Genomic DNA, 15,433 nt, shown 5'->3' on the forward strand with positions numbered 1-15,433 from the left:
TTCCTTACATATTGCAAGGATTGATCTATAATTTAGATGCACATCACAAAAATGTGCCGGGGCAGGGAGCTGGCGATCAAGCCGCAAGCAGCCGGCATACGCTTTCGAGGGATCGCTCTGTTGTAAAGGAGATTGAACATGTCTGTTCTATATCCATCAGCCGACGGCGGTATTTCGGTAGAACTCGGCAAGAGTTCCTCATTGCCGGACTCCGGCTCCGCTAAAATCGATTTATTTCCCATCGCCAATCAAGACTTCCAGAAAATTAAAACGCTGAAGGATTTGGCGCTACGCAACATCACGCTGGAACAGTTCCCGGTCGTAAGCGCCTGGCGCGAAAAGTTGTTCGCGCCGGAAGGGACTCCGGAGATTTGCGACGAGTTGCCGCGCTTGCTGACCGAGTTCTTGCGCAAGCCCGAGAATCAGGCCTTGCCGCCTTATACCCGGCGAGCCCAAGCGCTGCATCATATATTTGCCAACAAAGCCGCGATCGTGAAAGCCGACGATTTGCTGCCTGGCCAAACCACCACCAGCTTCGTCGGTCCGGTGGTTTACGCCGACACGATAGGCTATTGCATCTGGCCGGAACTGAAAACCGTCACGACCCGCGCCCAAAATCCGTTCAAGATTCGCCCGGAAGTGGCCGACCGCCTGAATCGGGAGATATTTCCATTTTGGTTGGAACAGAAGCCAATCCAGGAACTAGCCCGCTATAGCGATTACGATAGCGCCGAATATGAAAATCGGGACAGGGTAGCCGGCAGTTACCCACCCTCCATCGATCCACCGTTACGTAAAAAAGCCGGACAAACCCCGAAAGCCCAGGAATTAATGGAGCGCGTGGCTTTCTTTCTATCTGATAAAGCCACTTGTGTTTCGCATACGGTGCCGGATTTCGAACGGGTGTTGAAATACGGCTTCGATGGTCTAATCGAACGGGCCAGACAGGATATCGCCAATGGCGCGGCGACCACGGCACAGCAAATTGAATTTTTGGAAGGCGTCATCGCGGTATACGACGGCGCCAAAATTTACGCGCAGCATTTGGCCGAAGTCGCCGACCGCGCTGGCAATCAGGCGCTAGCTGCAATCTGTCGCAAGGTCCCGGCACAGCCCGCAGCAACTTTGCACGAAGCGCTGGCGGTAGTCTGGATTTGCTATCACCTATTGCTGCAAGAAAACACCAATTTCGGATTTTCCATCGGCCGCCTGGATCAAATCCTCAACCCGTTCTATCTGGCCGATTGGCAGAAACTGGATAGCCCCCAAGCGCAGGACGGCTATACCCGCCGGGCGGTGGAACTGGTCAGCCATTTCTTTCTGCATTGTTCCGACCATGTGCCGCTGTCTACGTCAGGTTCGGAAACCTTGTTTGCCGGTAGCGGCTCCAATCAAGCTCTGACCGTGGGCGGCACTCGCTACGAAAACGGCCAAGTTGTCGATGCAGTCAATGACATGACCTATATCATTCTGAAAGCCACGGAGATTTTGTCGATTCGTGACCCGAACGTGCATGCCCGCTATCACCGGGATGTGCATCACCGCGACGCGCAAGGCAAGCCGCTGCCGGTCGAAGTGATGGACCCGTATTTAAGACGCATTTGCCAGGTGAATATCCTGACCCGAGCCACACCGGCGCTGCATGGCGATGCGGCGGTGGTTCCGGCCATGGCCAATTACTATGCGGCGCATGCCGGTATTAGCGCGGAAGAAGCCTTGGCGGATGCTTATGATTACACCTCGATAGGTTGCATCGAAGAAAATGCCGCGCATAAACATTACGGCAACACCGGTTCCACCCTGATGGTACTGCCGGCGGTGTTGGAACTGGCTTTGTACGGCGGCAAGCACCGCAGTGATGGCGTGGCGCCAAAATCGCCCAATCTGTTCTACGGTGACGAGCGCTACACTACGCAGCCGTTGCTCCAAATCGACAGCATGCAAGCCTTTATCGAGGCCTTTAGGTTTCAATTGAACGAAATGGCCCGGCATGTCGTGCAATGCAACAATTACTTCGGCCGTTTCTACGAACAATCCAGGCAGTCGCCGTTCTTGTCCGGGCTGTTCACCGGTCCCACCAATACGCCGGACAGTGATGGTGCCAGTTTTCGTGACGTATCCGCCGGCGGCGCCAAATACAATTCCGCCGGTATCGCGGTGATTGGTTTGGCCGACGTGATCGACTCGTTCTGTGTGTTGGATGCTCTGGTATTTAGCGGCAAAATCTCGGCCGGCGAATTACTGGCGGCGATGCAGGCCGATTTCGATGAAAACAGCTTACAGCCAAAAAGTGCCTGGGCGGCATTTTTGGCGCGGGTGCAAAACTGGTTGCATCCCGAAGATGCGCCGCTCAGTTTGCCCAATCTGAGTAAAGAGCGGTTAAAACAAATCAAGGAAATGGTGCGCCAGGCCCCCAAATACGGCGCTGGCGTCGACCAAACCCCCGGCGGTATTTACAACAACGCCACCGCTGTTAAATACACGCATCTGCTGACCGAAATGTTGCAAGAGGTGTTTGCTCAATATCGCACTCATCGCGGCGGGCGCTATCTGCCCGGTTATTGGAGCATGACCAATCATGCCGGTTTTGGGATGTTGACCAAGGCCACACCCAATGGCCGGCGTAGCGGCGAGTCTTTCGCCAGCGGCATCACGCCGTGTCCGGGTGTGGTGAAAGCCAACGGCGAGCCGGTCAATTTGCTGGATCATATGTTGTCGGTCACTTCCGTGAATGCCAATACGGTACAGAACGGCTATACCTACAACCTCAGCCTAACCACCCGCGATCGCGGCCATTTCGAAGAGGACACCGAATTGTTCTCGCGCTATATGAAGGCCTTTGCCGACCAAAACGGCGTACTGGTGCAAATGTGCGTATCGTCGATCAACGACTTGGTCGCCGCCGACCGCGCCGCCACGGCCGCCGGGCAATCCGGCGCCGGCGAGGCCGAACATAAAGCGCTGGAACCGTTCAAGGATCTGATGATACGGGTAGCGGGTTATTCGGCGTACTTTGTTACGCTCAGTCCGCAGATGCGCAAAGAGATTATTCAAAGAGCCAATTTCGGCTTGGATACTGGCGCCGAGCAGCATACGCTCAACGCGCTTTAGAAGGAGAGCTGTCATGCATGCCGGATTTCCCTGTTTATTACCGAATTTACAAAAAACCTTGAAGTTGGGTACGAATGCCGCGACCCAGGCCGGCGAATTGCCGGCGGTGCTGGATAAGGTCCAAGGCCGTTTACTGGCCGGAGGCATGGCTGTCGCGCTACGTTTGGGATTTGGCTATTTATTGCGCGATTGCCATCTGGATGCGGCGCAAGCCGCCAAGGCCAATGCGTTTTTCGAGGAGAATTTCGTGATTCTCGATCCCGCCGCGCCGAACGGCTGCCGTTATTACCAAGGCAAGTTTCTGATCCGCACCAGCCGGCGCGGCGACGATATGAATGTGTTGCTGCGGTTTTGCCCCAATCCCGAGGCACTGTATATCAAAACCCCATTCGGACAGGCGCTGAACTCGCTGGCGCTGGTCGATACGCAAGTGCTGACCGAAAGCCAGGCTGACCAGGTTGAGAGTGACCCTAGCCAAGTTGATCTGGTCGTGCGCTTCAAGGACGTGCAATCCATTATCGGCCTGCTGGGCCGTTCCGGTGTCGATATTGTCGGTTTGTTGCTGGAGAATCTGGTGCAATTGACCGGCCACGTCGGCCATCTGTTTAAACTGGGCGCTATTGCAACGGATATCCAGTTGTCCCTGGATCTTCCCAAAGCGGCCTGAATATGGAGCAGGAAGATGGACAGCAAAGCCTACATCTTCGATATCAAACGCAATACCAGTGAGGACGGGCCGGGTATCCGCACTACGGTGTTTTTCAAAGGCTGTCCGCTGAGTTGCAGTTGGTGTCAAAATCCCGAAGGCATAGCTCCGGGGCCGTCGCTGTCTTTTCGTGCCGAGTTATGTCATGCGCACGACTGCGAGCAGCCTTGTCTCAAGGCTTGTAAATTAAAAGCCTTAACCCTGCAGGACCGGCAACTGCGACTTGATCGAGAACTTTGCGACAGCTGCGGGCGCTGCGCAACGGCGTGCTCGCGGCATGCCTTGGAGAAAGTCGGGAAATGGCTGAATGTGGATGAGCTGTTTTATCGGGTGACCATCGACAAGCCCTTTTTCGACGCCACCGGCGGCGGTGTCACGGTCTCGGGTGGCGAATGCACCATGCAGATGAATTTTCTGCACGAATTTTTCAAAAAACTCAAAGCCGCCGGCATTCGAACCGCCATCGAAACCAACGGCATGTTCAATTTTGGGCGCTTTGCCCGCCTGCTGCTGCCCTGGCTGGATTTGATCTATTTCGATCTGAAACTGATAGACGAAGCCGCCAGCATTCAGCACACCGGTCATTCCAATCGGCCCATTCTGGACAATTTGCTGCGCCTGACCGAGAGCGCCGAGATTCCGGTCAAGATACGCATTCCATTGATCCCCGAGATTACCGCCACCGATGAAAATCTGCGCGGCATAGCCCGATTTTTGCGGGAGCACCGGATCAAGCAGGTCAGCGCCCTGCCTTATAACCCATTATGGCTGGACAAGCTGCAGTGCTTTGGTATCGATGTCGAGTATCGGCACAGCGCATTCATGAGCGATACCGAGATCGAACACTGTATCGATTGCTTGCAAGCCAGTTGAATTCAAGGAGAGTCATCATGCAAACCGATTTCCATCACGCCGTCACCTATGTCACCGCCCGCTCGGCCGGGTTCGATCATGATCAAGCCGACATCATTGCCTATTCGGCGCAATACGTTGACGATGCCGTCAGCGAAGGCGTCGTGCATTTCGACAACGACGCGTTTTATGCGCGGATTCATTCCTCGCATAAAAGCACCGATGTCGGCAATTTGAACAACGATTACAACCATCTGATCTGGTTGCCGTTCCATTTTCTGCCGGGTAACGGCGGCAAAGGGCCGGGCGAGGATCCGGACGGTACGTTTATCCAAAAAATTGTCTGCCTGCCGGATAGCCCGCCGGCCAAGGAGATGGTGCAGGCGGCGTTAAACGATAAGGGCAAACCGTACAGTCTGCATCGGCTGGGGATTGCGCTGCATGTGTATGCGGATACCTGGTCGCACCAAGGCTTCGCCGGGGTAATTCACGAGATAAATGAAGTGGAACATGCCAGAGAAATCAAAAGCTCCGGTATGTATGCCAAGCAACTCCAGCATATGTTGGAAGATTGGCTGGACGATTTCATTCCGCCCTTAGGTCATGGTCGCGCCAAGATGTTTCCCGATCTACCGTTTTTGCATTGGCAGTATAAGAACGGTCGCGGTGTTTGGATTGATCGCGATAACCCTACGGATTTTTGCAAGGCTGCGGATGCGATGTGTAAAGTCATGCAGCAGTACCTGAATAAAACCCCCAGCGGCTTACCGGCCGCCGATAAGGCTTTACTGAATAAAATTTTTCTGGAATTAAAAATTAAAGAAGATAAAACGCGTCATACCAGATGGCTGGATATCGTCAAAAACGGCTTTAACGGCGAAAAATTCAGTTTCGGCAGCGCCGAGATTAGTTACGTCGCGGAAGGTGTGGGGTCCTGGAAGGAAAAAGCCTTGGGCAGCAGTTGGGATCTGCGCGTTCACCCCTATAAGCCTGGATTTTTAAGCAGTAATTGGAAGTTATTCCACGACGCCTTGCAATTGCATCGCTTGACGGTGCTGCACGACATTTTGCCCAAGTACGGCATTTGCGCGGGCTAAGCCGATAAGTAGGAGACAACTCATGAACGCCAATACCGAAGCCGATCTATCTTGCCGTACCCTATACCCCATTGTCTTGTTACACGGCATCGGCTACCGCGACGATATGTTGATGCTGAACGCCTGGGGACGTATTTCTAAAACCCTGGAGGCCGCCGGTGCTCGGGTTTTTCAGGGCGGTCTGGATGCCTGGAATAGTCATGAAAACAGCGCGCTCGCGCTGAAGCCAAATATTGAACAGGTACTTACTGAGACCGGTTCGGTAAAGGTCAATATCATCGCTCATTCCAAAGGCGGCCTGGAAGCGCGCTATCTGATTTCCAAATTGGATATGGCCGATAAGGTCGCAAGTCTGACTACGGTTTGCACCCCTCATCATGGCTCGGCCGTGGCGGATCTGGTGGCTGGCGACATTCCCGATACCCAAAACCTGTTGAGCATAAATTTCTTCAAACGCCTGATGCAGCGCTTGGGATTTGGGGCGATGGACATCTTGGCCAGAATCACCGGCGATAAAAGCCCGCAAGCGGGTATGGCCATTCGACAGCTGACTCATAAGTATCTGGCGGAATTTAATCAACAGGTACCCGATATGCCGGGCGTTTACTACCAAAGCTACGGCACCCTGATGCGCCGGGCTATCGACGACCCGGTTTTTGCTGCCACCCATGTGTTGCTGAAGCGCACAGAAGGCGACAACGACGGCATGGTCTCCACGCTATCCTGCCAATGGGGTAGATTTCGCGGGCTGATAGGCGAGGGCAATCCGGACCACGGCTTGTCGCATGGCGACTTGGTGGACTATCGCGGCGTGCTGCTGACACATTTCAATGTACCGGCAGTGTATCTCGACATCGTCAAAGACCTAAAACAACAAGGCTTTTAAGCGGGGCTTAACCGTCCGGCCTAAGCAGAAAATATAACAAGTGCAGGGGAAGGACCATGAACAACTATCTCAATGTCGCCAATTTCCCAACCGCGTCCGCGCAAGAACAGCAAGCACTGGCAAGCGCTCTCGACGCCATTATCAACAACGATCTCAAAGCCGGCGCACTGCCTATGCTCGGCAGCTATCGCAAGATTTTGGGCGATAACCTGCGCCGGGATGAGTGGGACGGTATCCACGAAAAACTGCTGACCCTTTTCAAGTGCGGCACCAGTACGCCGCTGGACGGGCCGATGATAGGTGTGTCGATGTCCATCCGCGATAGCGATTATTTCAAGGAAGCCGCCAAGAAACACGGCGAGAACCGCTCCATGCTCGCGCATCTGGAATGGATGGCAACCCTGTGGAATGTCACTTACGCCAGTACCGGTTTATGGATGGGTAAGACCTTTGAGCCGGTGGCTAAAGAGGTATTTGCCGCCAAATGCGGCCACGATCCGGTCGCGATCTTTAATTTCGATCCGGAAACGGCTCGCATCGGCCGGAATTTTTTCCGCGAACCGGATGATCCCAATTTCATTCAAAGCTTGGGCATGCCGGTGCTCACCCAGTTCTGGAATCTGCGGGACCGGCCGTTGGATACCAAGGCACAGGGCTTCGATAGCCAATTGCTTACGCAAAATTTGGCCAAAGAAAAAGCCATTCCGTATGTAAAAACCGGTGGAATTTTCCTGTCCTTGCCTGGCAAGTCCGTGGTTCCAGACATGTACGGTAAAGCCGTTTATCAGCTCAATTATCGTTGGCATGATTTGCATCCGGCGTTCCCGATGACCCGCTTAATCGACGAGTTGGTACAGATCGAGGATGGCGTCTATCTGGGGCAATTGGTCATGGCCACCCATCATTACAGCTTGGGTACGTTGCAGTTACCGTTGTTTGGCGATCATCCGCCAGAGTGGGAGTTGGGCGAAGCCTATACCGGCGATAACTCGGTCGATTACGGCTACCAAAATAACGGCTTCTTTTTGATGATAGATACCGCACGCGCCAGGGAAGCGTTTGCGGACGAAGCCTTCCCCAATTTACGGCCTCGGCCCGGCGAGAGTGGCTGGAAGGAACTGGGCTATGACAAACCTAGGCGCGCCCAACCGGACGCCGTAGCGGACGGCGTGGATTGGGTGACTGGTTGGCGCGATGATCCCGAGTTGCAGCGTAAATTCACAACCTTTTGTTTGGAAGCGTCGCCTAAAAATGCCGATGGCGATGTGCGCGAGTTACTGCAGCCAGGCGAATCCATTTTGCAGATGTTGCAACGCCAGCAGGGCAAAATTTCCGCAGCCAGCGGTTTCGACGATCACCTGCGGCATTTTGAAGTGTTGAATCGATTGTTTCGCTGCGGCGTTGCGCCACACATCGCCGATGGCGTGTTTCAAGGTCAGGGCAGAGGCTACAACACCCGTTTCGATGCGCCGGAAGCGCGCGATTGGTATGGGCAGAGCGATCCGTGCAGCGGCTTTGATTATTACCACGGTGCCACGCTAAATTTGCATTGGGGCTTTGGCGACAGCTTTATCGCCAACATCGCCCGCAGCTTGCAGGAACACAGTATGATTCCGGCCGCGCTGGCCGATAAGCTGCAAAACGATCCGCGCGCACCCAATTTGCTGAATGCGGTATGGGCCAATATCGGCCGCTTTATTTTTCCGTGGGCCGGCAAGTCTTTCGAGCGTATCAGCGGTCGCAAATTGAGTATGCTGCTGGACGAAAGCGACGATCTGGCGCAACGCTATCCGGAGCGGGTGGCCGAGCTAAAAGCCCATCCGGCCAGCTTTCCGCATTACGCCTTGGTCGAGAAAAATCGTGAGCATTATTGGCAACAGCCGGGTGTTTACGCCGAACATCTCAGCAGCGGCAGTTGGGACCGAGGTATGTCGAAAACTGACAAGGCCTACTGGGAACGGGAAGCCGCCGAACACTGGGTATTTGGCAATAACATCCAGGATTCGCGCATTCTGCCGACTGACGCCTTGTTCCGGGTATTGGATATGAATTACCACCCGCCGCTGCCTTCCATTCAACAATTAGCCGATGCCGGACCGTCACCGTTCGTCAGGCAGGGTTATAGCTTCTTGGGTGTAGATGATAGGGAATCGATTTTGCCGATGAACAATGGGCCGGATAAGCCCAAGACAGTGTTCCAGTTCCATTATCGCTACCCGCTGATTGGCGGTCCGGCGCCGATAGGTACCTGCCTGGACGAGCTGGTGGAAATTGCCGAAGGCTTGTTCCTGGGCCAACTGATTTATTCCACCGCCTTGCTAGTGCCGTTTCACTCGGCTACCGATCCGGCGGACTACCAATACCAGTTATTCGGTTATTTTCTATTGCTGGATAACACCTGGGAGAAACATCGGCAGGCAATAGGCTTTGATATCAATACCCAAGTATGAATAGCGGATAAGCCATATCGGCTAACAGTGGTTTATGACGGTGTTTGGCATAAACGAATCGGTTTGACTGCCGCGGGGACTCTGGTTGCGAGAGTCCCTTTGACAAGGCTTTTTATCAGGGGATGGAATTAACGTTTTTCGTCAGTTTCCTCGCCGATTTCCCATTCCTCGGTAGCGGTTTCGATGATTTTTCCGCTGGCGGCGTCCACTTCAATTTTGGTTTCTACGCCTTTGTCGCTGACGATGTCGAATTCATACGACGAGCTGCCGTTTTCCTCAACTTCGTATTCGACTTCCTCAATCTTGCCGGGGTTGGCTTTTAGCGCAATCGCCGCGGCATCTTCCTCGGTGACTTTGACATTCTTTTTGAATGGCTGACTATTAGAATCGGCCACCTCGGATTCTTTTTCGGTCAGCTTGCCGCTGTCGGCATCGCACATGAATTCCCATTCCTGGCGATTGCTGTCGCGCAGTTCCAGTTCATAAGCCCCTTTGCCGGCTACGTTAAGCTTTTCCAGTTTGACCAACTCGCCTGACTTTTCTTTTTTCACGGCTTGGATGCAGTTTTCCAGGCCTTGATCGGCTGCTACGGCGTTAGCGGACAACATGCCGAAACCGGCTAATACAGATACTGTTAATAATGACTTTTTCATAAGCTACCTCGCAAATAAAAGGAAAAATTCCCGGATAACGGGAATCATACGCTGTTATCGATAATCAAGCCATGGCAATCCGCGAACTTTCTGAGCGAGCCTCGATTATCGATAGCCAGTTTCAGTTTGATTTGAGTTTGGCAATTGGACACGGTTTTACTGCTGATGCCTAATTGCGAAGCTATCGCTTGCAGTGAACAGTCTTCGGCTAACAGACAAAATACATCGAATTCCCGTGAGCTGAGCGCGCTGAACGGTTCCAGCTGTTTTTTGATCTGCCGCATGGCCAACAACTGCGCGATGTTTTGATCCAGGTAATATTCACCTTGCATAATCTTGCGGATGATCTCGGCCAATTTCATCGTGTCGGGAATCAATCTCAACAGCCCCGTCACCCCTGCCTGCATATAAGTCACGGCATCGGTGCTGGAATGGCGAAGCAAGACTATAAGTTTACAGGAGGGTGCGATGGCTTTTATTTGATCGATCAGGGTCAGATTGTCTTGCAAGGCCGCATCACCATCGATCATGGCTATGTCCATAGTCGCGAAATTCATCGGTTCCGCAGTATGTGGCTCGGTTGTTATGATGACAATGCCGTGTTTCTCCAACTCTTCCGGATTAACGCTAATTTCTGCAAACCCTGGTGCGGGTAGCAATAGTCTGATGACTGACACGATATCTTGCCTATTGTCTAAACGGGTGGAATTGCAAACCTAAGCCCTCGTGGTAAGAAAGGCATTGTTCTCTGGCATCAATGGCTAACGATGACATTGCGCTGTGATCAGGCGTTTTTGGTTTGAGCCCATCTGACTTGGAGATTAACAGAAACAGGGTGTGTTAACGCTGAACTAATGACTATCGATATTTTTCAGCATCCGTTCTATAGATTGCATATAGATCTGCACGCTGCTCTCAAAAGCCGGAGAAATGGCGGTAAATTGAAAACCTATCCGATGCGCCGTGCTTATCGTGCTGGTTTTGACATCGATACTGTATTTGGCGCGCAGCCCGACGTCGGCGTGGTGATGTTCTTGGTCGTGCAGGAATAAGGTGCAACTGTCTGCTTCGACAGAGGCCAAATTCTGTTGTAAATCATGGTCCGGGTTGCATAAAGCCAGCCCGCATAAGCCAATATCCATGAGCTTGAATATTTTAACCAGGGATATTTGCTCGCCATTCGCATCGGTCATGTTAAAACCGAATTGGCAATACGTGCCGACATGCGATTGCGGTACTTTCACCCGATAATAATTACGCCGCTGCCGCCAATGCAGCCTATCCGGCAAAGGCATGGTCAACACCGCACCATGCTTGCCTTGCGCCAATTTGATGTTCACCCCATGAAATGCCGCCTCGATCCCATCGACCTGCGTGGAGAAATGCACACGGTCGCTCAATAGCAAGCGATCCGTCAATTCTTGTTTAGGCGCCACGTCTATCGCCAAGATATTGCGCTTAGGGTCGATTTGCACAATCGCGGTCAGAAACGCTTGATTATCGGCCCCATAGCGAGCGGACAAAATGCAATTACGTTGCTGGATTTCCGTTAGGTAATTGACAATCTGTTTCTGGGTAAAAATCGCGTAGTCGTTTTCCATCGATAGTGATCATCGGTTTTGCAAATATTCGGAAAATATACGTTAAAAAGCGGGTTGTTGCAGGCTTGAAAGCCGTCGTCTTTAATTTTTTAATGTGGTGAAGTGTAGACATGTAGGTCAGGGAGCGCCCGCACCCAAACCTCAGAGTAAACAAACTGCCGGCAACTCCTTGTAAACCGACTCATTACCGCCGATGACCAAAATTCGCAGATACCCCGCAGACAACCGGCCGGTTTTCATTACGGCGGTTTGTTATCGGCGCAAACCGATACTCGCCGACGCAGCCGAAAAGGCGTTGTTGTTAAGCGTGATGCGCGAAGTCAAAGAAAATAAGCCATTCCGCATGCTAGCCTATGCCGTTCTCGAAGACCATTTCCATTGGCTAATCTTACCGGAGTCGGATGGCAGTTTTTCCGGCATCGTGCAATCAGTAAAACTGCGTTTCACTCATCGTTGGAAGCGAGAACATAACGCCAACCAACCCGTCATGCTTTGGCAACGGCGATTTTGGGATCATCTGATCCGCGATACCGACGACCTGCACCGGCATATGGACTACGTCCATTACAACCCGGTCAAACATCGGTTGGTGTCCAATCCGGCGGATTACCTTTGGTCGTCGTTTTTGGCCCACCAAGCCAAGGGTCGCTATCCAAAGGGTTGGGGCGTTCAGCAAACAGCCGACAGCATACAGGCTTTGAATTTTGAGTAACTCGGATTTCGTAGGGCACGTTGGCGCGAGAGCGGCTACGTGACAATTCGAAGCTAAGTTGTCAGGGAACGCTAGCGCGCACCCTGACCTTTTCTACAACCCCAAACAAACACTAAACCAGAAGCAAATAAGTAAGTCCCACCAGGTATCGGCACTGGACTTCCATTTATAGCTACAGATGCTTTAAAAATTACATCAGTCCAGTCAGAGGATTGGGTAAAACTTAGCTCAGTGACTGCCAGACTAATACTATCTATCGAGTACCCAGCAAAATCGATTCCGTTTGCACCCGAGATATCGCCAAAGAAAAAATAAGCTTCATTGGCAAAACTACCAACACCACCACCAACACTACCATCAATAACCCAAGACGTAATGCTATCGTTAATACCGTTGCTTAAATAGCCAACCGCTTGGTCAAACTCAGCACCTGAATTGACAATAAAAGTCCGTCCTGCATCGCTTTCCGACAAAATAATGTCAATCGCAACACCACCCGTCGTAGGCATGGCTAAATTCTGATTGCCACCAAAATCGACCGTAACCCATAAGTAATCGACTAGGCCTATCGTGCCACCCAAAGACTTGACATCAAAATGTCCTAACACACTAGCCGAAGCCATCTTAAGAGGCACGATAGCCAATAACACCGACACCAAAATTGGCAAAATCGAGGCATTTAAACCACTAAAAACATATTTTTCCATTTTGAACACTCCAGTTATAAAAAGGCGTAGCGTATGCAGCTATAGTCTGAAATTCTCCAATCAGCTCTCCCGGTTTAAAAAGTTAACCCAGCCCGCGTAGGGCGCATCAGCGAAACGTCATGCGCCGGAGTTCAAAAGCTAACAAATGACGTATACCAGCAAGCCAATCGACGGCATACGTGAATATCAAATATGTCATGAAACACCAGTGAGGATACTGGATGCTTGCTAACTCCGAATATTTTCCACCATAACGTACCGCAGACTCCCCGAGGCATATTTATGCAACACGCTGGCAACCAATGTCTGATAAGGCAAACCCTACTGCAAGGCTCTGCGTTGTAAAGCCGCTAAATCCCTGACGGATATTCTGATGTTGATACGCTTGTCTTTTTTAAAGATGGCTTCGGCGGCCTCAGCCAAATCGGCCTTGCGCTCCTCTTGGTCCAGTTTTAAGTTAGTCATGTCCGCCTCGAAGATAGTGCCGTAGATACGCTGAACTAAGTGAAGCGCATCGAGCGCGATTGTACAGTTTTTCAATTGCGTGTCGGTAACTTCAACACTGCCTCCGCCCCGCCATCCAAAGCATTACCGACCCGTATCTCCCCGCCATGCAGCGTAGCCACTTCCCGAACAAAGGCCAGACCTAAACCGGTACTCTTGCGGCCATTGTTGGGGCGCGGCAGCGAGTAGAAGCGTTCGAACACACGTTCCTGCGCGTAATCTGGGATACCGGGGCCGTGGTCGCGGATGCGCAAGGTAACTTGCTTGCCATCGCGGCAGCCGTCGATTTCGATCACCGAAGCGGCGGGTGCAAAGGCCAATGCGTTATCCAATAGATTAGAAACAGCCTGCCGCAATAAAAACTCCTCTCCTAGTACTGTTAGCGATTCGTCTAGCGATACGGTGGTTTGCAAATGTAGTTGCAGCACTTGCGGAGTCTTTTCGGCAATTACGCTATTCAGCAGTTCGGCCAAATCCAATAGCTGTGGATCGGATAATTGCTGGCGTTGTTCTAATTCCGCAAGTCCCAACAGCCGTTCTATCAATTGATCCAGGCGCTCGGCCTGGTCTTTGGCGTTGCCGGCAAAACGGCGGCGGTCGGTATCCGGTAGCGGTTCTTCCAATAATTCCGCAGCGCCGCGGATGGCCGCCAGTGGGCTTTTCATTTCGTGGGTCAGGGTTTGTACATAACGTTCGACGTATTGTTTGCCTTCCAATTCCCGGCGCATGCTTTCCAAGGCTTGTGCCAGCGTGGACAGTTCAACGCTGCGCAATTTGGGTGGACTGGCTTTGCCGCCTGCCGCAACGTTGCGGGCGTAACCGACCAATAAATCAATGGCGCGGGTTAAGCGCCAGTTGAACACCGCGCCGAATAGCAAAGCGCCGCCGAATAGCCAAAAGGCGCCGCGTTGTATGGCATTTTTGCTGGCGTCGACGATGGGTTGCAGCAGGGCGGTGGGGTAGGCGACGGTGACCACGCCGATCAACTTTTCGCCGTTGCGCACCGGCGCGGCGACATGCATGGTCGAGCTGGTTTTATCGCCGGGATGGGTTTGCGAGGAGCGGGCGCCGTATTGGCCTTGCAGGGTCAGATACACATCGTTCCAGCGCGCATAGTTTTCGCCAAGCGCCGAACCTGCCGAGTCGAAACGGACGATGCCGGCGGCGTCGGTGACGTATACCCGGTAATCCAGGCTTTGTTTCGGAAAACCGAAGATGGTCGCCGATACCGGCCGCTTGCTGTAACGTTTGACCGCTTGGGCGAAATGGCCGTCGGCGATGTCGCCTTGCACCAAGTCCGGCGCGGCCAATTCGGCCAGCAGGTTGGCGGTATCCACCAGGCTGGCTTCCAGCGCGGTGCGCACGCCGGGGCCGATCTGTTTTACCACCAGCAACAGCACCAGTTGCCCGGTCACGGCCACCAGCAGGAAATAACCCAAAAACAGCCGTACCGATAACTTCATCGGCTTTGCAAGCTATAACCCAGGCCGCGATGGGTGCGTATCGGGTCTTGATCGGCGGCGGCCAAGCGCAGTTTGGCGCGCAAGGTTTTGATGTGGGTATCGACGGTGCGGTCGAACACGTCGCCGGGGTCTTGCCAGATTCTTTCCAGCAGTTGTTCGCGGGAGAAAATCCGTTCCGGATGCTCGATTAGCAGTTTCAGCAACAAAAATTCGTAACGGGTCAAATCCAGCAAGTGCCCGCAATAGCGGATGCGGCCGGTTTGGCTATCCAGTTCGAATTGTTCGGCAAGCGTCGGCGCTTGATCGGTGCCGGTGACCGCATTGAGCCGGCGCAGGATTACCCCAACTCTGGCCGCCACTTCACGCGGACTAAACGGCTTGGTCACATAGTCGTCGGCGCCGATTTCCAAACCGACGATGCGGTCGATTTCGTCGCCGTGCGCGGTCAGAAAAATCACCGGAATGTCGGAGAAGCGCCGCAACTGCCGGCACAAGTCAAAGCCGTTACCGTCCGGCAGGCCTACATCGAGTATAGCCAGAGAGAAGGAGTCAGTTTGCAGTTTGGTCAGGGCGGTTTGCAGCAGGCCGACGTGCTCGGTTTGGTAACCACTGCTGTTCAGCACGTAAATCAAAGTGTCGGCAATCGCCGGTTCGTCTTCGACGATTAAGATGCGTTTCGCGGCAGTCACGG

14 protein-coding genes are annotated in these 15,433 nt (G+C 52.9%); 7 read left to right on the forward strand and 7 right to left on the reverse strand.

All coding sequences use genetic code 11. The annotated features are described in order from the left end of the window. Window positions 1-138: 138 nt before the first annotated feature. The 6 genes from NP589_RS03650 to NP589_RS03675 are packed head-to-tail and all read left to right on the forward strand — an operon-like array spanning window position 139 to window position 9,102. Window positions 139-3,111 carry a pyruvate formate lyase family protein gene (locus NP589_RS03650; RefSeq protein WP_256605752.1) on the forward strand — a complete coding sequence of 991 codons (2,973 nt, stop codon included), beginning with the start codon at window positions 139-141 and terminating at the stop codon, window positions 3,109-3,111. 13 nt (window positions 3,112-3,124) lie between these two features. Beyond that, a complete protein-coding gene (locus NP589_RS03655) occupies window positions 3,125-3,778 on the forward strand; it encodes a hypothetical protein (RefSeq protein ID WP_256605753.1) in 654 nt (217 codons plus the stop codon). A 15-nt stretch (window positions 3,779-3,793) separates the two neighbouring features. Continuing rightward, entirely contained in the window at window positions 3,794-4,690 is an 897-nt protein-coding gene (locus NP589_RS03660) for a glycyl-radical enzyme activating protein (protein ID WP_256605754.1), read from the forward strand. Window positions 4,691-4,707: 17 nt separating this feature from the next. Then, a complete protein-coding gene (locus tag NP589_RS03665) occupies window positions 4,708-5,766 on the forward strand; it encodes a DUF6765 family protein (protein ID WP_256605755.1) in 1,059 nt (352 codons plus the stop codon). Between the two features lie 22 nt (window positions 5,767-5,788). After that, window positions 5,789-6,652: an esterase/lipase family protein gene (locus NP589_RS03670; RefSeq protein WP_256605756.1), complete on the forward strand. Its 864-nt coding sequence runs from the start codon at window positions 5,789-5,791 to the stop codon at window positions 6,650-6,652. A gap of 56 nt (window positions 6,653-6,708) precedes the next feature. Further along, complete coding sequence (locus tag NP589_RS03675) at window positions 6,709-9,102, forward strand: hypothetical protein (protein WP_256605757.1); 2,394 nt, start codon at window positions 6,709-6,711, stop codon at window positions 9,100-9,102. Window positions 9,103-9,230: 128 nt separating this feature from the next. Here the strand turns inward: NP589_RS03675 and NP589_RS03680 are convergent, their stop codons facing one another. From NP589_RS03680 to NP589_RS03690, 3 genes are all read right to left on the reverse strand, one after another. Continuing rightward, the gene (locus NP589_RS03680; RefSeq protein ID WP_256605758.1) at window positions 9,231-9,755 is read right to left on the reverse strand and encodes a PepSY domain-containing protein; all 525 of its coding nucleotides are present in this window, start codon (window positions 9,753-9,755) and stop codon (window positions 9,231-9,233) included. Between the two features lie 44 nt (window positions 9,756-9,799). Beyond that, the gene (locus NP589_RS21715) at window positions 9,800-10,432 is read right to left on the reverse strand and encodes a LuxR C-terminal-related transcriptional regulator (RefSeq protein ID WP_256605759.1); all 633 of its coding nucleotides are present in this window, start codon (window positions 10,430-10,432) and stop codon (window positions 9,800-9,802) included. Window positions 10,433-10,606: 174 nt separating this feature from the next. Next, the gene (locus NP589_RS03690; RefSeq protein WP_256605760.1) at window positions 10,607-11,356 is read right to left on the reverse strand and encodes a flagellar brake protein; all 750 of its coding nucleotides are present in this window, start codon (window positions 11,354-11,356) and stop codon (window positions 10,607-10,609) included. A 193-nt stretch (window positions 11,357-11,549) separates the two neighbouring features. On the opposite strand from NP589_RS03690, the gene NP589_RS03695 reads away from it, so the two are divergent. Next, on the forward strand, window positions 11,550-12,068 hold the full coding sequence (locus tag NP589_RS03695) for an REP-associated tyrosine transposase (protein WP_256605761.1): 519 nt from the start codon (window positions 11,550-11,552) through the stop codon (window positions 12,066-12,068). A gap of 71 nt (window positions 12,069-12,139) precedes the next feature. Here the strand turns inward: NP589_RS03695 and NP589_RS03700 are convergent, their stop codons facing one another. The 4 genes from NP589_RS03700 to creB all read right to left on the reverse strand — a co-directional run bounded on the left by NP589_RS03700 (window position 12,140) and on the right by creB (window position 15,431). Next, entirely contained in the window at window positions 12,140-12,775 is a 636-nt protein-coding gene (locus NP589_RS03700) for a hypothetical protein (protein WP_256605762.1), read from the reverse strand. Window positions 12,776-13,096: 321 nt separating this feature from the next. Beyond that, window positions 13,097-13,240: a hypothetical protein gene (locus NP589_RS03705; protein WP_256605763.1), complete on the reverse strand. Its 144-nt coding sequence runs from the start codon at window positions 13,238-13,240 to the stop codon at window positions 13,097-13,099. 71 nt (window positions 13,241-13,311) lie between these two features. Next, complete coding sequence (gene creC / locus NP589_RS03710; RefSeq protein WP_256605764.1) at window positions 13,312-14,742, reverse strand: two-component system sensor histidine kinase CreC; 1,431 nt, start codon at window positions 14,740-14,742, stop codon at window positions 13,312-13,314. Then, window positions 14,739-15,431 (reverse strand): two-component system response regulator CreB, encoded by a 693-nt coding sequence (creB, locus tag NP589_RS03715; RefSeq protein ID WP_256605765.1) that lies wholly within the window; start codon window positions 15,429-15,431, stop codon window positions 14,739-14,741. The genes creC and creB overlap by 4 nt, the downstream gene beginning before the upstream one ends. Window positions 15,432-15,433 lie beyond the last annotated feature (2 nt).

This window comes from Methylomonas rosea, from assembly GCF_024505055.1.
Lineage (GTDB): Bacteria > Pseudomonadota > Gammaproteobacteria > Methylococcales > Methylomonadaceae > Methylomonas > Methylomonas rosea.